The 20,397-nt window shown below is 71.0% G+C and carries 15 protein-coding genes and 2 pseudogenes; 5 read left to right on the top strand and 12 right to left on the bottom strand.

Annotated features, from left to right (window positions below; genetic code table 11):
* Positions 1 to 117 precede the first annotated feature (117 nt).
* A complete protein-coding gene (locus FV234_RS03645; RefSeq protein WP_147828116.1) occupies positions 118 to 1,038 on the bottom strand; it encodes a LysR family transcriptional regulator in 921 nt (306 codons plus the stop codon).
* A 121-nt stretch (positions 1,039 to 1,159) separates the two neighbouring features.
* On the opposite strand from FV234_RS03645, the gene FV234_RS03640 reads away from it, so the two are divergent.
* Positions 1,160 to 2,098, top strand: coding sequence for a pirin family protein (locus FV234_RS03640; RefSeq protein WP_147814975.1), 939 nt, complete (start codon positions 1,160 to 1,162; stop codon positions 2,096 to 2,098).
* A 181-nt stretch (positions 2,099 to 2,279) separates the two neighbouring features.
* On the opposite strand, the gene FV234_RS03635 is transcribed toward FV234_RS03640, so the two are convergent.
* From FV234_RS03635 to FV234_RS03620, 4 genes are all read right to left on the bottom strand, one after another.
* Complete coding sequence (locus FV234_RS03635; protein ID WP_187273569.1) at positions 2,280 to 2,534, bottom strand: hypothetical protein; 255 nt, start codon at positions 2,532 to 2,534, stop codon at positions 2,280 to 2,282.
* Positions 2,535 to 2,816: 282 nt separating this feature from the next.
* On the bottom strand, positions 2,817 to 4,370 hold the full coding sequence (locus FV234_RS03630; RefSeq protein WP_147828115.1) for an FAD-dependent oxidoreductase: 1,554 nt from the start codon (positions 4,368 to 4,370) through the stop codon (positions 2,817 to 2,819).
* 264 nt (positions 4,371 to 4,634) lie between these two features.
* Entirely contained in the window at positions 4,635 to 5,219 is a 585-nt protein-coding gene (locus FV234_RS03625; protein ID WP_147828131.1) for a TadE/TadG family type IV pilus assembly protein, read from the bottom strand.
* Positions 5,216 to 5,878, bottom strand: a complete 663-nt coding sequence (locus FV234_RS03620) for a TadE/TadG family type IV pilus assembly protein (RefSeq protein ID WP_238272218.1) — start codon at positions 5,876 to 5,878, stop codon at positions 5,216 to 5,218. The genes FV234_RS03625 and FV234_RS03620 overlap by 4 nt, the downstream gene beginning before the upstream one ends.
* Positions 5,879 to 6,365: 487 nt before the next feature.
* On the opposite strand from FV234_RS03620, the gene FV234_RS03615 reads away from it, so the two are divergent.
* From FV234_RS03615 to FV234_RS03605, 3 genes are all read left to right on the top strand, one after another.
* Entirely contained in the window at positions 6,366 to 7,727 is a 1,362-nt protein-coding gene (locus FV234_RS03615) for a pilus assembly protein TadG-related protein (RefSeq protein WP_238272217.1), read from the top strand.
* Positions 7,728 to 7,764: 37 nt separating this feature from the next.
* Positions 7,765 to 8,802 (top strand): HD domain-containing phosphohydrolase, encoded by a 1,038-nt coding sequence (locus FV234_RS03610; RefSeq protein ID WP_147828113.1) that lies wholly within the window; start codon positions 7,765 to 7,767, stop codon positions 8,800 to 8,802.
* A 67-nt stretch (positions 8,803 to 8,869) separates the two neighbouring features.
* A complete protein-coding gene (locus tag FV234_RS03605) occupies positions 8,870 to 11,617 on the top strand; it encodes an ATP-binding protein (RefSeq protein WP_147828112.1) in 2,748 nt (915 codons plus the stop codon).
* A 237-nt stretch (positions 11,618 to 11,854) separates the two neighbouring features.
* On the opposite strand, the gene FV234_RS03600 is transcribed toward FV234_RS03605, so the two are convergent.
* Together FV234_RS03600 and FV234_RS03595 are read right to left on the bottom strand one after the other, a co-directional pair.
* Entirely contained in the window at positions 11,855 to 12,883 is a 1,029-nt protein-coding gene (locus FV234_RS03600) for an AraC family transcriptional regulator (RefSeq protein WP_147828111.1), read from the bottom strand.
* Between the two features lie 363 nt (positions 12,884 to 13,246).
* The gene (locus tag FV234_RS03595) at positions 13,247 to 14,014 is read right to left on the bottom strand and encodes an NAD kinase (RefSeq protein ID WP_147762087.1); all 768 of its coding nucleotides are present in this window, start codon (positions 14,012 to 14,014) and stop codon (positions 13,247 to 13,249) included.
* A gap of 88 nt (positions 14,015 to 14,102) precedes the next feature.
* Here FV234_RS03595 and cutA point away from each other — a divergent pair.
* Positions 14,103 to 14,434, top strand: a pseudogene (gene cutA / locus FV234_RS03590) (divalent-cation tolerance protein CutA).
* On the opposite strand, the gene FV234_RS03585 reads toward cutA, so the two are convergent.
* From FV234_RS03585 to FV234_RS03565, 5 genes and pseudogenes are all read right to left on the bottom strand, one after another.
* A complete protein-coding gene (locus FV234_RS03585) occupies positions 14,413 to 15,558 on the bottom strand; it encodes a glycosyltransferase family A protein (RefSeq protein ID WP_147828110.1) in 1,146 nt (381 codons plus the stop codon). The pseudogene cutA and the gene FV234_RS03585 sit on opposite strands and share 22 nt — an antisense overlap.
* Before the next feature lie 203 nt (positions 15,559 to 15,761).
* Positions 15,762 to 16,487 (bottom strand): annotated as a pseudogene (locus FV234_RS03580) (lysophospholipid acyltransferase family protein); the annotation flags it as partial.
* A gap of 114 nt (positions 16,488 to 16,601) precedes the next feature.
* Positions 16,602 to 18,128, bottom strand: coding sequence for a phytoene desaturase family protein (gene crtI, locus FV234_RS03575; protein ID WP_147828109.1), 1,527 nt, complete (start codon positions 18,126 to 18,128; stop codon positions 16,602 to 16,604).
* 106 nt (positions 18,129 to 18,234) lie between these two features.
* Positions 18,235 to 19,434, bottom strand: coding sequence for an ABC transporter permease (locus FV234_RS03570; protein WP_147828108.1), 1,200 nt, complete (start codon positions 19,432 to 19,434; stop codon positions 18,235 to 18,237).
* Positions 19,431 to 20,396 (bottom strand): ABC transporter ATP-binding protein, encoded by a 966-nt coding sequence (locus tag FV234_RS03565; protein ID WP_147828107.1) that lies wholly within the window; start codon positions 20,394 to 20,396, stop codon positions 19,431 to 19,433. The genes FV234_RS03570 and FV234_RS03565 overlap by 4 nt, the downstream gene beginning before the upstream one ends.
* Position 20,397 lies beyond the last annotated feature (1 nt).

The following is a 20,397-nucleotide window of genomic DNA, read 5'->3' as shown; positions in this document are numbered from 1 at the left end:
CCGCGCGCCCTGGTGCGGCGCAGCATCGGTCACGCCGCCCCGCCGGACAAGGTGCCCGGCCGGCAAGATGCCCGAGCCCGCTCCACCCGCGATCCTGCGTGTCCGGTGTCGGGCGTCTCAAGGATGGTCGGCGCTCGCCCACGGAGCCGTGGAGAGCACCTGGGCGAGGTAGGCGATCAGCACCGTCACGCGAGCGGGCCGCAACTCGCCCGGCGGCATGACGAGGTGCAGGGCGATCGGCGGCAGGGCCCAATCGGGCAGCACGCGCTCCAGGGTGCCGGCCTTGAGGTCGTCCCAGATCATGAAGTCCGGCTGCACCGCCAGGCCGAGGCCGGCGCGCAGGGCCGGCGCCAGGGCCTCCGCGTTGTTGGCCCGCATCGGCCCCTTCGGCACGATCGACGCTTCGGTCCCCGTCGGGTCCGTGAACCGCCAGCGGTCGGAGGCCGGCAGGTAGGCGTAGCCGAGGCAGGCATGCCGGACGAGGTCGTCCGGGTGTTCGGGGTGGCCGTGCCGCTCCAGGTAGCCCGGCGTCGCCACGAGCGAGCGGCGGACGGCGCAGAGCTTGCGGGCGCGCAGCGAGGAATCCGGCAGCGCGGCGATGCGCAATCCGATGTCGAACCCGCCGCCGATCAGGTCGACCACCTCGTCGCTCAGGTGCAGGTCGATCGAGACGGCCGGGTACCGGGCGAGGAAGTCCGGGAGCCGCGGCGTGACGTGGAGCAGGCCGAACGACATCGGCACCGCGAGGCGAACCAGGCCCCGAGGCTCGGAGGCGCCGGCCAGGGCCTCCGCCTCGGCGGCCTCTCCCTCGGCGAGGATGCGCGCGGCGCCGTCCTTGGCCGCCCGTCCCGCCTCCGTCAGCGCGAGCTTGCGCGAGGTGCGATGGAACAGGCGGGCGCCGATGCGGGCCTCCAGCCGGCTCACCGCCTTCGACACCGTCGCGTTCGACAACCCGAGTTCGGAGGCGGCGCGGCCGAAGGAGCCGGCCTCCACGACCTTGGCGAAGATCGCCCAGGCCTCGAAATCGGGCAAGCGCATGCATCTAGTTCCGGAAACGATGGGTTTCCATCGTTTCGCTTTCCGACCTGGCTGGCAAGCCGCATAACGCCAGGGTCGAAGGCGCCGGTCTTCGAACGATCGCGCGAAGGAGGGATCCATCATGAGCTGGCACGGTGCGGAAGACCCGATCCCCGGGGATCGTTTCACCTGCGACGCGATCAAGACGCTGATCGTCCCGCGCTCGCGCGACCTCGGTTCGTTCGCGGTGCGGCGGGCCTTGCCGTCGGCGGAGTGCCGGATGGTCGGCCCCTTCGTGTTCTTCGACCAGATGGGCCCGTCCGAATTCCTGCTCGGCAAGGGCATGGACGTGCGACCGCACCCGCATATCGGCCTGTCGACCGTCACCTATCTCTTCGACGGCGAGATCATGCACCGGGACAGCCTCGGCACCGAACTGCCGATCCGCCCTGGCGAGCTCAACTGGATGACGGCCGGCCGCGGGATCACCCATTCCGAGCGGACGGGGGCCGACCTGCGGCAATCCGGCTCGAACCTGTTCGGCATCCAGGCCTGGGTCGCCCTGAGCGCCAAGGACGAGGAATGCGCCCCCGCCTTCGAGCATTACGACGCCGCAGCCCTGCCGACGCTGACCGGCGAGGGCAAGACGGTCCGCGTCATCGCCGGCGAGGCGTTCGGGGCCGCGTCGCCGGTGCGGACCTCGAGCCCGATGGTCTACGCGGACGCGGCGCTGGAGGCCGGGGCGACGCTGCCGCTGGACCCGACCTACGACGAGCGGGCGATCTACACGGTGTCGGGCGTGATCGAGATCGCCGGCGACACCTTCGGTCCGGGCCAGCTCCTGGTCTTCCGACCCGGCGACCGGATCAGCGTCCGCGCGACGGAAGCCGCCCGCTTCATGGTGCTCGGCGGCGAGCCGATGGATGGGCCGCGCCATCTCTGGTGGAACTTCGTGTCCTCGCGGCCCGAGCGGATCGAGCAGGCCAAGGAAGACTGGCGCCGCGCGCGCTTCGACACCGTGCCTGGCGATTCCGAGTTCATCCCTCTGCCCGATTCCCCGCCGCCGGTGCGCTATCCTTGACGACCCGCCAAGGGCGGCCGGCCGTTCGGGATCGGGGCCGGGGTGAGCGAGGGGCGTTGCGCGGGTCGCGTCCATCGCCCGGCAACATTCCGGGTGCTGGTCGCCGGGCGACGCATGCAGGCTGATGCTCGAATGGGGCACCCGGCGCGAGCCGGACGCCCCGTTTCATGCCGGCGCCACCCTACCAGCGGTGGTGCCAGCCGACGTGGCGGTAGCCACCCCAGCGGTGCCACCGCGGGCCGTACCAGCCGACGCGGCGGTAGCCGTAGACGACTGGGCGCACGACGATGGGCCGGTAGACGACGTTGGGACGGCAATACCCGTAATAACCGCGATGGCCTCCGGGTCCGCACCCGTCGCGCGCCTCGGCGGCGCCAGCTGTTGCTGCAATCGTACCGTGGGCAAGGATGGCTGCGCCAGCAAGTTTCAGTCGCATTGGCATCTCCTCTGCTGCGATGGCCTAAGAACAGCGATCCCTGCGGGGCGGTTTCCTTGGTTTTGCGCCGAATTTGTCGAAAAGTGTAACAGGACCACGCCCGCATCTTCGGCCGCCGGGGCCTCACCTTGCCGGATGCTTTGCGACGACGCTCCCGAGGCTTTGGCCTTCTGCGTCGGGCCGCTTGGCTCGCCGGCCCGAGCGGCCGCCCGCCGGGGAACCGACGCGGCGGCAGCTCAAGCCCACTGCCGCCGCCGTCCTCGATGGATCGCCAGGCAGATCCTAGGCAGCCTCTTTCGCGAGCGCGGGCAGATCCGCCCCAGCCTCGATCTCGGCCGCCGAGGGCAGACGCCCGAGGCCGAGCAGGTGCAGGAACGCGGTGAAGGCGCCGTTGCGACCGATGCTGCAGGCGGCGGTCACCCGGTCGCCCGTGACGTAATAGGCGATGAAGTCGAGGGCGGCGGCGTCGCCCTGCAGGACGACCCGGTCGAACGCTTTGGCGTAGCCGCCATAATCGAGCCGCTTGTCGCCCTGGTTGCTCCAGAAGAACGGCGCGCCCGCGAACGCGCCGCCCCGGCCGAGGATGGCGTGGGCCACGTGCGTGCCGTGCTGCTGCGCCAGGCGCCAATGCTCGATCCGCGCGGTCTCGCCGCTCGCCATCTCCGGGAAGGCGGCGATGTCGCCCGCGATCCAGACGCCGTCCGCGAGCTTGAGATCGCCGCCGACCTTGAGCCCGCCGCCCTCTTCGGCCTCGATGCCGGCGACCATGTCGGTTTCCGGCTTGGCGCCGGCGCCGACGAGGACGATGTCGGCCGGAAGGCGCCGTCCGTCCTCCGTCTCGACCGCTTCGACGCGGCCGCTGCCGGCGATCCTGGCGACGGAGCCGGTCTCGAAGGTGACGCCGTTGCCGGCATGGTACCGCTTCAGCGCCGCGCCCACCGCCTCGCCGAAGCGCTCGGCGAAGGGAACCGCCTCGCGGGCTAGAACCGTGACGGACAACCCGCGCTTGGTAAGGAACGCGGCGGCCTCCATGCCGATGAAGCCGGCGCCGACCACGACGACCGTCTTGGCCGCGCCCGCCGCCTCGCTGACGCGCACCGCGTCGTCCAGGCTGCGCAGGGTGAAGACCCCGTCGAGGTCGTGGCCGGGGAAGTCCGGCATCACCGCCCGGCTTCCGGTGGCGACGAGGATCGCGTCGGCCGTGAGCGTCCGGCCGTCCTTCAGCGTCACGTCGCGCCGGGCGGGATCGACCTTGACGACCTCTTCGGTGACGCGCTCGACCTGATTGCTCTGCGCGAAGTCGGGCTCGATCAGCACCTTGTCCGGCGGGGTCGGCTTGGCCAGGAACTGCTTGGAAAGCTTGGTCCGGTCGTAGGGCGGGTGCGCCTCCCGGCCGACCAGGGTGATGCGGCCTGCATAGCCTTCGCGGCGCAGGGTCTTCGCGCAAGCGATGGCTGCGGCGCCCGAGCCGACGACGAGCACGCTCTCCACGGTCGCGGCCACGCTCTTGCGCGGCGCCGGCTCCGGCGTGAGGGTGGCGACGGCCTCGCAACCCTCGATGCGGACGGGGTAGCGCGTCAGGGAATCGAGGGCGGGCGGCTCTTCGAGGGTGCCGTCGGCCAGCGCGAAGGCGGCCTTGTGCCAGGGGCAGTAGAGGCGCCCGCCGCAGATCTCGCCCTTGGCCAGCGGCGCACCGAGGTGGGGGCACTTGGCCTGGAACGCCCGCACGCCGGAGGCGTCGCGCACGAACAGCGCCTTCTCGTCCCCGGCCGCCCCCTCCGTCATGCCCCCCATCGGGATCGCATCGAGGGCAAGGCGGATCTCGGTTCCGGGCATGTCTGGCGTCGCTCCTGGCGAGCGCCATCGCGCCCGGGCTATTCAAGTCGCCGAACCCGTTCCGGTTGCCTCTTGCCAGGTAGGGAGCACGGTGGACTTCCGGACCCATTCGAACACCGGCCTTCGTCGCCGGTTCGTGCCGCATCCGCACCGTCGTCGGGCTGCGATGTTCGCGCCCGGCGGCGATCTCCTTCGGACCGGCCTCGACCATCACGGCGACACGACGCTCGGCGACGCGGGATGACCGCGCCGGCAAAACCCCGTTCAGAACACCGCGCAGGGCTTCCCGCCGGGGAGCACGACCTCCTCGCGGCCGAGATAGGCCTTTCCGGTCCGCACCGGCCAGGTCTTGCGCACCACGAAGGTCCAGTTCTTGAGGACGGGGAAGACGCTGAACACGGCGGTGTAGGGCAGGCGCATCTCCGCCATCACCAGCCGGTCCCCGGGGCTCGCGGTGCCGGGCGGGGCTGGTCCGATCGTCGAGCCCGCCGACCGGGGCGGGTCGTTGCGCGCGACGCTGGAGCAGACCTTCGCCACGGGGGTCAGCCCGTCGAGGTAGACGCCCCCCGCGGTGAGCACGATCCCGGCGCGGGCGAGGTCGTAGGGGCTCGTGACCGCCTGGGCGGCGGCGTAGACCTCGGCGACGTCGGTCACGTCGTCCCGCGAGATCAGGTCGGCCATGGTCGTCGCCGCGAGCGAGGCCCGGCGGGCGGTGGTGAACGCCCGCGGCAGCTCGATCGAAGCCATGAACATCAGGAGCAGGATCGGGGCGACGAGGGCGAACTCGACGCCGCTGACGCCGCCGCGCGCGCGCAGGAACCGACGCAGACCGCCCCGGCAGACCGTCATTGGCACGGCTTGGCGTCGTAGGCCTCCGCCCGGAAGATCACGGTCGAGACCAGGAGCTGGCGGTTGTCGGAGAGGCGGCGGCCGGTGAAGTCGAGGAACGAGAACAGCCGCAGGATCGGGACGGCCGCGCGGATCGCGATCACGTCGTCCCCGGCCGGGCACTGGAACTGGGTCCCGAAGCTCTGGGCCACGGTCTTGGTCTGCGTGTCGTAGGGCTCCGCCACCTGCGAGCCCTTGAAGCTCGCGGCGCGCGTCACGTCGAGGCGGACCTCGCGGCAGGCGAAGAACAGGCTGGAATTGCCGCACATCAGCTGGCGCAGGCGCTGGCTCGGATCGGACCCGTCGGCGCGGTCCTGGAACTCGCCGGTGCGAAGCAGGCGCGACGCCCGGTCGACCGAGACGTCGAGGGTCTGCTGCGCGAGCACGACCACGCCGGATTCGGCGACGACGCCGAGGAGGGCGAAGAACGGCAGCGCCAGCATCGCGAACTCGACGCCGGCGACTCCGCGCCGGTCGGCCAGCAACCGCGGGTGGCGTCCGCCCTTGCCGGATGCCGAACGAAGGCGCGCCGGCAGACCCGTCGCCCAGGCGACGATCGCGCCGGGGAGTCCGTTTCGGTCGTCCGGCAGCTCGCGGCGTATCTGGATCGTCCGGCGCATCGATAGCCTGAAGGGGCACGGACCGCCGATCGTCGGCACGGCCCAACCCTGGGTGGACGGCAGTCTAGAGGCCGAGTGCTTTAAAATTTCTGTGATCGACCGGAAGAATCGACATCCGCCCGGTGCGCATCCGAGTAACGCCGGTTGTACAACTCTGGGTTTTAGATACCATGCCGCCCTAGAGCGTCCTGCGCCGGATCGCGCCAACATCTCGCGCAAAAACTCTACCTGAGCGTGTAATTTTATAAGCCCGTCACCGCGTACGGCAACGCGATGCTGGTCTACGCCTTTCGAAACAACCGCTCGTTGTTTCCTGATCGCAGCATCCTTCGCGGTTCGGCGCGTCCTGTGCGGCATTCGGCCGGACGATCAGGGCCATTCATTAATCCGGTCTCTGTAGACCCGAGGTTCATGATGGGCCGAGGAGGCGGTCGGGATGGAAAGCGGGCGTCGAGCGGGGCAAGCGTCGAGCCACGGGTTCGGGTTCGTGGCATCCCGCATCCGGTCGTTCGGAGCCGACCGAAGCGGCGCCGTCGCCCTCATCTTCGGCCTGGTCGCGACGGTGCTGCTCGGCCTCGTCGGCGGCGGCGTCGACTATGCGCGCCTGGCCGCCCGGCGATCCCAGCTGCAGGCAGCCGCCGACGCCGGGGCGCTGGCCGGCGGCAACGCCCTCAAGCTCGCCCTGTCGAACACCGCCGCGGTGACCGGCATCACCGAGCAGACGGTCCGGTCCGAGGCGAAGTCGCCGTCCGACCGGCCTTTGACCGTCGCGGTCACCGTCGCGCCCGACAAGACCAACGTCACGGTGGCCGCCTCCGAGACCTACAAGCTGTCCTTCGGCAGCTTCGTCGGCCTGCCCGCCGCCAAGCTCGCGGTGAAGGCGCAGGCGAGCGTCGTCGGCCGGATGCGCCTATGCATGCTGGCGCTCGACTCCTACGCGGCCGGCGCGTTCAACCTGCAGAAGAGCGCGCAGGTCACCGCCACCGATTGCGCCCTCTACTCGAATTCCGCCTCGGGAACGGGAATGGTGGGCCAAGCGAACGCGATGGCCAAGGCGCAGACGATCTGCTCGGCCGGCGGCTATCTCGGGGTACGCGCGAACTTCAGCCCGACGCCGCAGACCGGATGCCCGGTGATCGAGGACCCGCTGAAGGACCGCGCCGCGCCGCCGATCGAGCCCTGCATGACGCTGCCGTTTCCGCTGAACCTGCTCAACGTCCTCGCCATGAAGACGATCAAGCAGAATATGATGCTTGAGCCCGGCACCTACTGCGCCGGCCTGCACATCACCGACGACGCCGTCGTCACGCTGAAGCCGGGCGTCTACGTGATGAAGGACGGCCCGCTCATCGTCGACAAGAAGGCGACGCTGATCGGCGAGGACGTGGCGTTCTACTTCACCGGCAACAACGGCGGCCTGGTCTTCGACAAGAAGACCACCATCAGCCTCAAGGCGCCGGTCACCGGCGTCATGGCCGGCCTGCTGATGTCCGAGGACCGGGGCGTCCTGCTTCCCATCGACCCGACGGCCCTCGTCGACACGCTGCTCGGCGACCTCATCAGCCCGACGCCGCCGCCGCTCGCGATCACGAAGCCGGTGCGGACCTACCGCATCATCAGCGACAACGCCCGCACCATGCTCGGCACGATCTACCTGCCGGCCGGGCGCCTCGTCATCGATTCGTCGAAGCCGGTGGCCGACCAGTCGGCCTACACCGTGATCGTGGCCCAGCAGATCAATCTCTACGAGGGCCCGAACCTCGTCCTCAACGCGAACTACGCCGGAACGAGCGTGCCGGTGCCGAAAGGCGTCGGGCCGATCTCCGGCCGGCTGCTGCTGACGCAATGACGGCCCGTCGCCTTCATCGCAAACGGGAGGGAGCGCCATGCTCGCCTTGATCCTCGACGACGCGGAACTGAACAACCTGCTCGTCGTGCAGGCGCTCAAGCCCGTGCCCGATTGCGAGCCGGTGGAGTTCACCTGCCCGGTCGCGGCGCTCGCGTTCCTGCGCGCCAACGTCGCGCAGATCGGCATCGCCATCACCGACTACGACATGCCGGGGATGACCGGGATCGAGTTCATCGCGGCCGCGCGGGAGGTCGAAGGCTTCGCGCACGTGCCGGTCGTCATGGTGACGAGCATGGACCAGCGCGCGATCCGCCGGCAGGCGCTCGATGCGGGCGCCACCGACTTCCTCGGCAAGCCGTTCGACCCGGCCGAGATCCGGGCGCGCGTCACCAACCTGATGAAGATCAGCCACGCCCACCGCCAGGAGCAGGACCGCGCGGCGTGGCTCGCCCGCGAGGTCGCCGCCGCGGTGTCGGTGATCGAGGCCCGGGAGCGCGAGATCATCGACCTCCTGATGCGCGCGGCCGAGCACCGCGACACCGACACCGGCAACCACATCGCGCGGGTCTCGACCTATGTCGGCATCATCGCGCGAAACCTCGGGTTCGACGACGAACATTGCCGCCTCCTGAGCCTCGCCTCGACCATGCACGACGTCGGCAAGATCGGCGTACCCGACGCGATCCTACTCAAGCGCGGCGCGCTCTCGGTGGAGGAGCGCGGCGAGATGGAGAAGCACGCCGAGCGCGGCCGCCGCATCCTCGAGGGCAGCACCTCGAACGTGGTGCGGCTCGCCGCCGAGATCGCGGCGAGCCACCACGAGCGCTGGGACGGGACCGGCTACCCGGCGGGCCTTTCAGGCGCGGCTATCCCGCTCTCGGGCCGCATCGTCGCCGTGGCCGACGTGTTCGACGCGCTGGTCTCGGAGCGCCCGTACAAGGCGGCGTGGCCGCTGGAGAAGGCGCGGGCGCTCCTGTCCGAGAACGCGGGCTCTCATTTCGACCCGGCCTGCGTCGCGGCGTTCCTGGCCGGCTGGGGCGAGGTCGAACGGCAATGCCAGCTTTTGGCGGCGTGATCGGCGGCAAGATCGGCGGCGTCCGGTGAGGGCGGCGGACGACACGGTCGGAAGGGTACGGGGCGCGATGCGTTGGAAGGCACTCGATCCAAGGCGGTCCCTCGCGGGCCGGGTCGCCTGGGCGGTGATCGGCGCGGTCGCGGTGGCGCTGCTGGTCGCCACGACGCTCTCGGTCTGGCGCGAGGTCGACCGCTACGCCGCCGACAAGGGCGAGGCGCTGCGCACGGTGGCGCGCGTGCTGGCCCATAGCGGCGCCGGCGCCATCGCCGGCGACGACGCGGACGCCGCCGACACCACCCTTCGCGCGATCGCGCGCAACCCCTCGCTCGTCTACGCCGCCTTGCTGCGCGCCGACGGCAGCATCCTGGGCGAGCAGGGCATCGGGCTGCGGCTCGCCGACGACCTCGACCTCGACGCCACCGAGCGGCCCTCGCTCCTCGCCCTGATGCTGACGCGGACGTTGAAGGTCGGCGAGCCGGTCCTGGAGAACCAGCGCGCGATCGGCCGGGTCGTGGTCGTGGCCGAGACCGGCGACCTCGCCGAGCGCCTCGGCGACGTCGCCCTGAACGCGCTGCTCGCCGGCCTCGTCGCGGTGTTCGTCGGCCTGGCGGTCTCACTCCGGCTGCAGCGCGCGGTGACGCGCCCGCTCACCGCGCTTGCGGGCACCATGGACGCCGTGCGCTCGCGCCACGACTACAGCCGGCGCGCCGACGTCACCACCGACGACGAGGTCGGCGCGCTGGCGCAGACCTTCAACGACCTGCTTGGCGCGGTGAATGTCCGCGACCGGCAGCTCGCCGCCTACAGCACCGGCCTGGAAGAGGAGGTCCGCGTCCGGACCCACGACCTCAGCGAGGCCCGCGAGCAGGCCGACGCCGCCAACGCCGCGAAGTCGACCTTCCTCGCCACCATGAGCCACGAGATCCGCACGCCGATGAACGGCATGCTGGTGATGGCGGAACTCCTGGCCGCCACCGACCTGCCGCCGCGCCAGCGCCGCTACGCCGAGGTGATCGCGCGCTCCGGCCAGTCGCTGCTCGCGATCATCAACGACATCCTCGACTTCGCGAAGGTCGAGGCCGGCAAGCTCGAGCTCGAGCGCACCACGATCAGCCCGCGCGAGATCGCCGACACCGTCGTCACCCTGTTCGGCGAGCGCGCCCGCAACGGCGGCCTCGACCTGGCCGCGGAGGTCGGCGCGGACGTGCCGGCGGCGATGGTCGGCGACCCGGTCCGCCTCGGCCAGGTGGTGAGCAACTTCGTCTCGAACGCGCTGAAGTTCACGGAAGCCGGCCACGTCCTCGTCCGGATGGGCACGCGCGACGACGGCCGGATGCTGGAGATCGCCGTCACGGATACCGGCATCGGCATCCCGCAGGACAAGATCGCCGGCGTCTTCACCGCCTTCACCCAGGCCGACCAATCCACCACCCGCCGCTTCGGCGGCACCGGCCTCGGCCTCTCGATCGCCGAGCGCCTGATCGCGGCGATGGGCGGGACCGTCGGCCTGGAGAGCCGCGTCGGCGTGGGCTCGACCTTCTGGGCGCGGATTCCGATCGCGGCACCGGAGCCGGCCGAGGCGATCCGCCGGGCCGGCCATGCGCCGGCGGGCGTCGTCCTGGCCGGCCTCGGCGGTGCGACGCGCGTCGCGCTGGCGGCGGGCCTCGTCGAGGCGGACCTCGCACCCCTCGCCGACACCGCGGCGGATCGCGCACCCTGGATCCTCGATGCCGCCGAACTCCTCGCCCGCGGGCGCCGCCCGGACGCGGCCCTGCGGGTGGTCGCCGTGGCGCCGATGGGCGATCCGGCGGGCCAGCAGGCGCTCCGCGCCGGGCTCGCCGACGAGGTCTTGCGCTGGCCCGTGGTCCAGGCGGAGTGGCGGCCGGTGCTGGCGGCGCTTGCCGCCGACCGCCCGTTCGCCGCGAACACGCAGCGTTCCGCGACGGCCGCAGACGCCCTGCCGCGCTTCCCCCACGCCCGCGTGCTCGTGGCCGACGACAGCGCCGTGAACCTGGAGGTCGCGGTCGAGGCCCTGGCACGCTGCGGCGTGACCGACGTGATCACCGTCGGGGACGGGGCGCAGGCGGTGGCCGCGAGCGCCGCCGCCCGGTTCGACCTGATCCTGATGGACGGCAGCATGCCGGTCCTCGACGGGTTCGAGGCGACGCGCGCCATCCGCCGCCGCGAAGCCGAGGCCGGCGCCGCCCGCCTGCCGGTCGTCGCGATGACCGCGCACGTGATCGGCGACGGCGCCACGGCGTGGCAGGACGCGGACATGGACGGGACGCTGGCCAAACCCTTCACCCTGGCCCAGCTCGCGCAGGTGCTCGGCCGCTTCGTCGCCGCGGACGCACCCGGCATGGACACGGGGACGGCGCCCAAAGCGTTCGACGACGACGCGGCGACGCCGACGGCCGGCCTGCCGACGCGCGACGACGCACCAGCGCTTCCCGACGCACCGGCGCTCTTGGACCGCGAAACCCTCGAAGGCCTCGCCGAAATGGGCGACGGCGCCTTCCTGGCCCGGGTGCTCGGCCTCTACACGGCGCAGGCACCGGTGGCGCTCGCCGCCTTGGAAGCCGCGATCCCGAACGGCGACGCGGCCGTCGTCGCCAGCGCCGCCCACGGGTTGAAGTCGATGAGTGCCAACGTCGGAGCGATCCGGCTGGTCGGACTGCTCGCCGCCGTCGAGGGGCGGGCACGTGGGGAGCGAGCGATCCCCGGCACGCGGCAGATCGCGCAAATCCGAGCCGTGTTCGAGGAGACGCTCCAGGCGCTCGCCGACGATGCGGTCCGGCGGGATCTGGCGGCTTAGGGTGGGAATCCGCTCAGCTTGGCCGTGGGATGGTCTGCTGAGGGCGGTGAGCGGAAATAGGCCTTTCGCCCTGAAGCGGACGTTCCCTTTCCGCCCCATGCCGGCCGTTCGGACCGGGCACCACGCTTTCCAACCGAGCAGAAGCCAGTCGGTTGGAAGGAGGCACGTCGCGACAACTGCTTCAGTCCGCCGTCGATGACATCAAGCGCGATGCAGATCTGAACCAAATGCAACCATTCAGTCGTTTATAGTGCCGTACCAATTCCGCATTCGCCCGGGGTTCAAAGCTTGATCTGCCGAAATTGCGTCAGATCGAAGGGCAGCCCGAAACTGATCCGGTGATTGTCCATAGATTTCCTTGAATGCACGTGAACCGTGGCTGATACTCGAGAAACCGATCTGTTCCGCGAAAAAACCGATCGACGTTTCTGTGTCCTGTCGGGATATCAGCAGCCGCAGACGAGCGGCACGTCGACGCTTGACGACCGTTTCGACGCCGCCGACGGCTTGCATCGCTCGATACAAAGAAGATCGAGAAACACCGATGCTACGGGCGATAGCATCGGAGCTCAAATCTGCCGCAAGGTTGTTGTCGATGAAGATTTCCGCCCTCAAGCGCCGCGATGACTCCAAATTGCTTTCGCCGACGGCGTCACTGTAAGCCGCATCGGACCTTCCCTGGACCTGACCGAGCATATTGGTGATGACGTGACCGATCCCGGCGGCTGAGGTCTCTGGGAAACTCGATGCACAGCGCAGGAAAGAAAGCACGGCTTTGCCAAGTGAGCCTGGCTCACTCCCGGGAAGGGTGCTTCCATGCAGATGGCGCACGTCCGGCGAGACAGCTTCGACTTGATCGCGGGCCAAGATGACTGTGACGAGATCGCCGTCGTCCACGATCGACCGCATCGGTTGGGTCGCATCGAAGAGAACGGCGTCACCCGGGACAAGACGACGCTCGTCCCCAGGACGACCGCTCACGACCCGGCCGGAGCGTAAGACTTGGAGATAGTAGTGCTCGAAACCGTCGCGCCGAATGTGCACGAGGTCCCGCCCATGATCGGCGCCGATGAGTTGCCGATCGTACACCGTCAAGCGGCCGAAATGTTGCGCGGCGATGGTTGCCTCGAATGCATCTCCCAGGAGGTACGTCGCCGCGCCGCTCGACTGGATCATATCATGATAGAAGCCGAAGCTGTCGGCCGAAGCCCTGCTCAAATGCCTTTGCTGGGGGTTCTTCGACCGCGGGATACCAGAACTTGTCATACTCTCGTCATTTGCAGCAGTAGAATACGTCCATCGTTTAGCAGGATGGCCGGGTCGCGGCCAAGCCAAAGAGCAGCGATCGGCCCTGATGGCGCGCTGATCCTGACGTCCATGGGTCGATCCCTAAATAGCCCGATGGACGTCGACAATGAGTCCTGGGAAGGTCCGCTTCCCTCCCATGCTGGCCATAGGTTTCTGCTTCACCAAGTGCCCCGCAAGCGGACGCTCCCAGTTTCTGCAATGGGTCGCCGGCAGACAATGACACGGCCAAGCTGACTGCGTTTTGAACCGAGAGCATTTCCCGTCGAAGCGGTGGCCGGTTCGGCGGAAGGTAATGCAGCACCGCAAAGAGAGTGAGCAGGATCAGCCGAACTGCTCGCGCAGGATGCGCTCGTCGAGGCTGTGGCCGGGGTCGTGCAGGAGCACGAGATGGGTCTCGCGGTCGAGCCAGGTGTCCACCATCGACACCCGGCGGAACTCGGTGTGGTCGGCCACCGCCGCGACGGGCCGGTGCTCGGCGTCGAGCACCTCGATGCGGATGTGGGCGTGGTCCGGCAGCAGGGCGCCGCGCCAGCGCCGGGGCCGGAACGCCGAGATCGGGGTCAACGCCAGGAGCTTGGCGTTCAGCGGCAGGATCGGGCCGCCCACCGACAGGTTGTAGGCGGTGGAGCCCGCCGCCGTCGCGGCCAGCACCCCGTCGGCGATCAGCTCGGGCAGCCGCACCTGCCCGTCGACGGAGATCTTGAGCTTGGCGGTCTGGTGGGTCTGCCGCAGCAGGTAGACCTCGTTGATCGAGCGGGCGCGGTGGCTGCGCCCCTCGGTGTCGTGCGCCTCCATCAGCAGCGGGTGGACGACGCTGCGATGGGCCGCCTCCAGGCGCTCCAGCAGCGTGTCCTCGCGGAACTCGTTCATCAGGAAGCCGACGGTGCCGCGGTTCATGCCGTAGATCGGCTTCTTCGCGTCCATGAAGCGGTGGAGCACCTGCAGCATCAGGCCGTCGCCGCCGAGCGCCACCACCACGTCCGCTTCTTCCGGCGCGACGTGGTCGTAGCGCCGCATCAGGGCGGCGGCCGCCTCGCGGGCGTCGGGCGTCGGGCTCGCGACGAAGGCGACCTTGTGGAAGCGCGGCATGCGGGACCCGGGACCACCTCAGTTGACGCGGGGCCGGCGCCGGGCTCGATCGAGCGCGTGCCGCCTTCGCCGTCGGGAGAGCCATAGCATGGAGCGTCCGCTCCTCGTCTATACCACCTCCCCGATGCCGAGACGGCGCTCGCGGTCGGGGAGACGCTGGTGCGCGACAGGCTCGCGGCTTGCGTCAACGTGCGGCCCGGGATGCGCTCGGTCTACGCCTGGAAGGGCGCGGCCGCGCACGCCGACGAGGTCGTCGCGTTCATGAAGACGCGCGCCGGCCTCTCGGAGACCTTGGCGGCGGCGCTGAAGGCGCGCCACCCTTACGAGACGCCGATCATCCTGCATCTGCCCGTCGCGGGCGCCGACCCGGACACGACGGCTTGGATCATCGCCGAGACTCAGGCTCCGCCGGTCGGATAGCTGCGGCCCTTCCAGACGGCCGCGCCGGCGCGCTTGCGGCGCAGCAGCACGTTCCACTGGATCGCCAGCGCGACGACCACCGCCGCCGGGTGGAGCGGGATGGTGGCGGCCGGCTCGTCCGTCACCAGGGTGATGGCGGCACGGGTCGCGAGCGAGACGGCGAGCGCGGCGAGCGCCAGGAACCAGGTCGCGCCGGAGAGGCCCACCAGCAACCCGGCGAGCACGAGCAGGGCCGGCATCACGTGGCCGAGGCCCAGCAGCGCGGTCCAGACCGGCAGCGCCACCGGCGTCGCCATGCCCTCGTGGGCGTTCTTCGAGAAGCCGGCCCAGCACTGCGAGAAGCCGGTGTACATCCGGCAGTCGGCGAGCGCATGGCCCGCGACGAGGTCGGTGCGGTGGCCGGCGGCGCGCAGCAGGCGGGGCAGCTTCACCCCGTCGTGCAGGAAGCGGCGGATGGCGCCGTGGCCGCCGACGGCCGCGTAGGCGTCGCGCCCGATCAGCAGCATCTGCCCGCAGGCCGCGCCCAAAGCCGGACGCATCGAGGCGCGCATCATCGCCACCGGAAGGTAGCCGACGAGCAGGAAGTTGATCATCGGCACGGTGAGTTTCTCGCCCAGCGTCCCCATCACCTGCCGCGGCACGGCGCTGACGAGCCCCGATCCGCTGCGGCGGGCGTGGGCGACGAGCCCGGCCGCCGCGATCGGCTTCAGCCGCACGTCGGCGTCGACGAACAGCAGGTGCGCGCCGCGCGCCTCGCCGGCCAGGTGCGCGCAGGCGTGGTTCTTGCCGGTCCAGCCCTCGGGCAGGGGCGGCACCGGCACGAGGCGCAGGCGCGGTTCGGCCAATGCGAGGCCGGAGACGATCGCGGCGGTGGCGTCGGTCGAGTGGTCGTCGCCGACCAGCACCTCGATCGCGACGCCGACGCTGGCGAGCGCCGCGCGCACGGTCTCGGCGATGTGGCCGGCCTCGTTGCGCGCCGGGATCAGGATCGAGACGAGGCCCGCCTCGCCGGCCTCGGGCTCGGGCGTGCGCAGCAGCGTCAGGTTCATCGCCGCAAGCACCGCCGGGAGGAGGGCGGCCGCCAGCGCCAGGATCGCGAGGACGAGGAGCAGAGGGTCGGCCATCAGCGACGCGCGTCCTCGGGGGGGGGCTGAGATTGCGACTGCGACTGCAAGTGAGACTGCAAGTGAGACTGCAACTGCGATTGCGCGTTCAACTGCGATTGAGTGTGCAACTGCGATTGCGTGTGCAACGGCAAATGCGATTGAGGCTGCATATGCGGTTGGATTTGCGACCGAAGCTGCGACTCGGGGTTGCCGACCGCCGCCCGGTGACCGGGCTCGAAGCGTCGCCCGCGCAGGGTCGCCGCCAGCCGGCGCCAGCCGTCGTACAGGCCGCCGACGCCCTGGCGTCCCGAGACGAGGTCGCGGAACCGCGCCGGGTCGCGGGCGACCACGTCGGCGCTCAGGCGGTCGAGGATTGCGGTCAGGTCGGCTTCCAGCCGTGCCAGGCGCTCGACCCGCGGCAGGGCGGCCAGGACACGGCCCGAGACCGGCGCGCCGAAGGCCGCGCAGGCCTCCGCGCCGCTCTCGTCCCAGAACGCGTATTCGAGGGCCAGTGGCACGAACTGCGCGTCCGGCGCGATCTCGGCCAGCCTCGCGACGCCGGCGCGCAGGTCGAGGGGCCGCAAGCGCACGTCGGCGAAGCGCCCCTGGGCGGTGATCCAGAGGACGCTCGCCGGCCGGGCGAGGATCTCTCGCGAGGCGGCCATGAACTGCGCCGCGCCCCGGGGCGTGTCGAGGTCGACGCCGAAGGCGCCCATGCGGCGGAAGACGCCGTAGCGTTCCAGCATCCGCGCGTCGAAGGGCGCATAGCTCGACCGCTCGGGGAAGAGCCGCCCGGCGAGCAGGATGATCACCGCCGCGTCCCACCAGGCCGGGTGGTTGCAGTAGACCACCACCGGCCCCGGGCCGAGGTCCGGCGGCAGGCCCCAGCGCGCGAGGCGCAGGGCGTTCATCCGCCGCCGGAGGAAGCGGTCGAAGTAGGCGACCATGAACCGCCACACCACCGGCGAGGCCGGCGGCGGCGCCCGGAACCGGCGGCTGCGATCGGGCGCGTCGGCCATGCGCTCAGGCCCCGACCGGTGCGCCGAGTGCCGTCCCGCCGGTCACGCGGATTCGCTGAGCTGCCCGCGGGCGTCGGAATCGTGCGCGTCGGCGGCGATCCAGCCCGACATCATCACCATCGGCATGCCAGGGCCGGGGTGGGCTGCGCCGCCGGCGAGGTAGAGGTTGCGCACCTGCCGCGAGCGGTTGCCGGGCTTGAACGCGCCCATGACTTTGCCGTGGGAGGCCAGCCCGTAGATCGCGCCGTTGAGCACGTGGTAGCGCTCGTGGATGTCCTGCGGCGTGAGATGGCGCTCGACGACAATGCGCTCCTCGAGGTCGGGCATGCCGGCGGTGCGCTTGAGCTTGTCCAGGATCACCTGCCGGTAGGCCGGGAACATCGTCTTCCAGTCGTGGTGGGGGCGCAGGTACGGCGTGTGCACCAGCACGTAGAGCGCCTCGCCGCCGTCGGGTGCCACCGACGGGTCGGTGGAGGAGGGCGCCGCCAGGTAGGCGGTCGGGTCCGGGGCCGGCTCGCCCTTGCGGTAGATCCAGTCGAACTCCTCCTCCGGGTCCTTGGAGAAGACGAAGTCGTGGTGGTTCAGGTGCTCGTAGCGCTTGTTCAGACCGAGATACAGCACGACGCCGGAGCAGGCCGGCTCGGGGTTCTTCTTGGCGTAAGCCTTGCCGGCGTCGCCGCCGACCAGCTCCGTGTAGGTCCGCACCGAATCCATGTTGGAGATCACCGCATCGTAGGCGGTGGAACCGGACTTGGTCCGCACGCCCTTCACGGCGCCGGCCGACACGTCGAGGCCCAGGACCTCCTCGCCCGGCTTCAGCGTCGCGCCGAGTTCGGTGGCGAGCTTGGCCAGCGCCTCGGCGACGGCGCGGGTGCCGCCCATCGGGTACCAGACCCCTTCCGCCGTCTGCATGTGGGCGATGGCGCAGAGGACCGCCGGCGCGCCGTAGGGCGAGGAGCCGACATACTGCACGAAGTGGTCGAGCATCTGAGCCAAGCGGGCGTCCTTGACCTTGCCGCGGATCGTGCTCGCCACCGAGGCATGCATGCGCAGCGCGAGCACGTCGCGCAGCGTGCCGGGGTTGAGGTTGGCGCGGATGTTGATGGTGTCGAACAGGTCCTCGACCGGCTTCCAGAAGAAGAACTTCTCCGAGATGCCGTGCAGGTTCTCGGAGACGTCGAGGAACTTCCGGTAGCCCTCGCCCGCACCGCTGCCGGGGGCGAAGCGATCCATGTCGGCGGCCATGCGGGCGACGTCCTGCATCAGGTCGATGCGGGTGCCGTCGTCGAAGAAGCAGCGCCATTGCGGGTCGAGGCGGCGCAGGTCGAGATAGTCGTGCAGGTTGCGGCCGGCCTCGGCGAAGATGCGCTCCAGCACGCGGGGCACGGTGAGGATCGTCGGCCCCATGTCGAACCGGAAGCCGCCCTCGTGCAGCACCGCCGCCTTGCCGCCGAGCCATTCGTTCTTGTCGTAGACCGTGACCCGGTGTCCGCGCGCCGCGCTCACGCAGGCGGCTGCGAGGCCGCCGAGCCCGCTGCCGACGACGGCGACCGTGGAATCCTGGCTCATGACGATCGATACTCCCGGCACGCCCGCGACGACGGCGTCCGCTTGATGGAAGCTAGGCAGAACGGACCGGCGGTCAACGCGCCACCGGGTCGCGCCGGACGGTCCGTCATGCCGTCCGCCGCGAAACGAGAAGGAGCGCGGCGCCAAGCCCCGCGAAGCCGATCGCGAACAGCACGCCCCAGGCCGCCAGCGCCGCGCCGGCGCCGTCGCCCAACGCACCCTGGTAGGCCTCGATCGCCCAGGCGTTCGGGGTGAACCAGCCCGCCTGCTGTAGCCAGGGCGGCATCAGGAAGCGCGGCACCATGCTGCCGCCCACCGCCGAGAGCAGCAGCACGCCGAAGGTCGAGGCGAGGTGGGCCTGCTGGCGGGTCGCGGCGGCGGCGCAGGCGGCGAGCGCCAGCCCGGCCGCCATCGCCGAGACCAGGACGCAGGTGACGAGGAAGGCCGGCCAGTGCGGGCCGATCTCGACGCCGTAGAACAGGGCCGCGGCCGCGAAGATCAGCCCGGCCTGGGCGACGCCCTGGAGGGTGAGGAAGGCGAACTTGCCCAGCACGATCACCGCGAGCCCGCCGGGTCCGGCCATCAGCCGGTCGGCGAGGCCGGTGGCGCGCTCCTCGGTGAGCGACATCGCCCCCTGCATCGCGGCGAACAGCAGGAACACCGCGGTGATCGCGCCGGCATAGTAGCGCACCCGCTCGTTGGCGGCGCCGGCCGCGGTGCTGCGCCGCTCCACCAGGGAGGCGAAGCTGAACGGCTCCTTCTTGGCGCGCTGCTCGGCGAAGGCCTGGTCGAGGAAGGCGCGCTCGTCGGCGCCGATCTTGCCGCTGCGCTCGACGTCGGCGACGACCCGCGACAAGACCACGTCGGGCAGCGCCTCGTTCAGCACGCGCTGGAGCTGGCCCAGCGCGATCGGGGTCGCGAGCGCCTTGGCCGGGCTCTCGACCAGCACCACCGGCTGCTCCGCCGCCGCTCCGGCGGCCGGCGCGGACAGGTCGCCGCGGATCGCCAGCGCCACGTCGACCTGGCCGCGGCGCACCGCCGCGACGACGCCCGGCAAGTCCCGCTCGGGCAGTCGGGTGACGCGGAGCGACGGGTCGGCCTCCAGCGCCTTCATCAGGCGCTCGGTGGTGGCGGTGCCGGCGAGGTCGGCCAGCCCGAGATGGATGCGGATGCGGTCGCCGATCGCGCCCGAGAAGATCGCGGCGAAGATCACGAAGATCACGGTCGGCAGCACGAAGGCCATCGTCAGTGCGGCGCGGTCGCGGATCAGGCTGATCCACATCACGCGGAAGGCGGCGCCGATCATCGGGCGGCCCCGGCCGCGCGCAGGGCCGCGGGGTCGCCGGCCAGCGCGTCGAGATAGAGCGCCTCGAGGCCGGGCGCCCGCACGCGGACCTCGCAGGCCGGCACCGCCTGCGCGCGCAGCGCGTCGAGCAGGTCCGCGCCGTCGAGGACACGGCCGACGCCGGGGGCGGCGCGCCAGACCAGCGGGCTGTGCGAGGGCGCGAACCCGGCATGCCGCAGGGCCTGGTCGGCCGCCGGCCCGGCGGGGAGGGTCAGGGCGACCTCGCGCTCGGGGACGCCTTGGCGAAGCTCGGCCAGCATGTCGGCGAGCGTGCCTTCGCGAACGATGCGGCCGGCGGCCATGAAGGCGGCGCGGTCGGCCAGGCGCTCGGCCTCGGCGAAGTCGTGGGTGGCGATCAGGATCGCGGTGCCCTCCTGGCGCAGGCGGCCGAGCACGGCGTGGATCGCGGCCCGCGCCGTCAGGTCCACCCCTTGCGTCGGCTCGTCGAGGAGCACCAGGCCCGGCTTGCACATCAGGCTCGCGGCGATGTTCACCCGGCGCTGGTAGCCGCCGGACAGCAGCCCGACCGGGCGTCCCGCCGCCTCGGCGACGTCGGTGAGCGCCATGGCCTCGGCCACGGCCCCCGTCCGCTCGCGCCGGCCGAGGCCGGCGAGCTGGGCGAACACGCCGAGGTTCTCGGCGACGGTGAGGCGGGGATAGAGCGCGATCTCCTGCGGCACCCAGCCGATTCCGCGCCGCGCGGAGCGGACCCGGAACGGATCGTGCCCGCCGACCCGGACCGTCCCGGCCTGCGGCGCGAGGCGCCCGGCGATCAGGCGCATCAGCGAGGTCTTGCCGGCGCCGTTCGGCCCGAGCAGCGCCAGGATCTCGCCCGCGTCGAGGACGAGATCGACGGCGTCGAGCACGCGGCGGTCGCGATAGGCGAGGGCGGCGCCCGCGACGCGGACGAGAGGCTCCGTCACG

It is taken from the genome of Methylobacterium sp. WL8 (genome assembly GCF_008040045.1).
GTDB classification, from domain to species: Bacteria; Pseudomonadota; Alphaproteobacteria; order Rhizobiales; family Beijerinckiaceae; genus Methylobacterium; species Methylobacterium cerastii.
Note: the sequence above shows the minus strand (reverse complement) of the source record. Positions and strands in the feature narration are given on the sequence as shown.

Bases quoted from the DNA above. Each gene is read 5' to 3' on its own strand.
- FV234_RS03640 (WP_147814975.1), top strand. From the start codon at position 1,160: ATGAGCTGGCACGGTGCGGAAGACCCGATCCCCGGGGATCGTTTCACC.
- FV234_RS03630 (WP_147828115.1), bottom strand. From the start codon at position 4,370: ATGCCCGGAACCGAGATCCGCCTTGCCCTCGATGCGATCCCGATGGGG.
- FV234_RS03620 (WP_238272218.1), bottom strand. From the start codon at position 5,878: ATGCGCCGGACGATCCAGATACGCCGCGAGCTGCCGGACGACCGAAAC.
- FV234_RS03600 (WP_147828111.1), bottom strand. From the start codon at position 12,883: ATGACAAGTTCTGGTATCCCGCGGTCGAAGAACCCCCAGCAAAGGCAT.
- FV234_RS03570 (WP_147828108.1), bottom strand. From the start codon at position 19,434: ATGATCGGCGCCGCCTTCCGCGTGATGTGGATCAGCCTGATCCGCGAC.
- FV234_RS03635 (WP_187273569.1), bottom strand. From the start codon at position 2,534: ATGCGACTGAAACTTGCTGGCGCAGCCATCCTTGCCCACGGTACGATT.
- crtI (WP_147828109.1), bottom strand. From the start codon at position 18,128: ATGAGCCAGGATTCCACGGTCGCCGTCGTCGGCAGCGGGCTCGGCGGC.
- FV234_RS03645 (WP_147828116.1), bottom strand. From the start codon at position 1,038: ATGCGCTTGCCCGATTTCGAGGCCTGGGCGATCTTCGCCAAGGTCGTG.
- FV234_RS03585 (WP_147828110.1), bottom strand. From the start codon at position 15,558: ATGGCCGACCCTCTGCTCCTCGTCCTCGCGATCCTGGCGCTGGCGGCC.
- FV234_RS03610 (WP_147828113.1), top strand. From the start codon at position 7,765: ATGCTCGCCTTGATCCTCGACGACGCGGAACTGAACAACCTGCTCGTC.
- FV234_RS03625 (WP_147828131.1), bottom strand. From the start codon at position 5,219: ATGACGGTCTGCCGGGGCGGTCTGCGTCGGTTCCTGCGCGCGCGCGGC.
- FV234_RS03605 (WP_147828112.1), top strand. From the start codon at position 8,870: ATGCGTTGGAAGGCACTCGATCCAAGGCGGTCCCTCGCGGGCCGGGTC.
- FV234_RS03595 (WP_147762087.1), bottom strand. From the start codon at position 14,014: ATGCCGCGCTTCCACAAGGTCGCCTTCGTCGCGAGCCCGACGCCCGAC.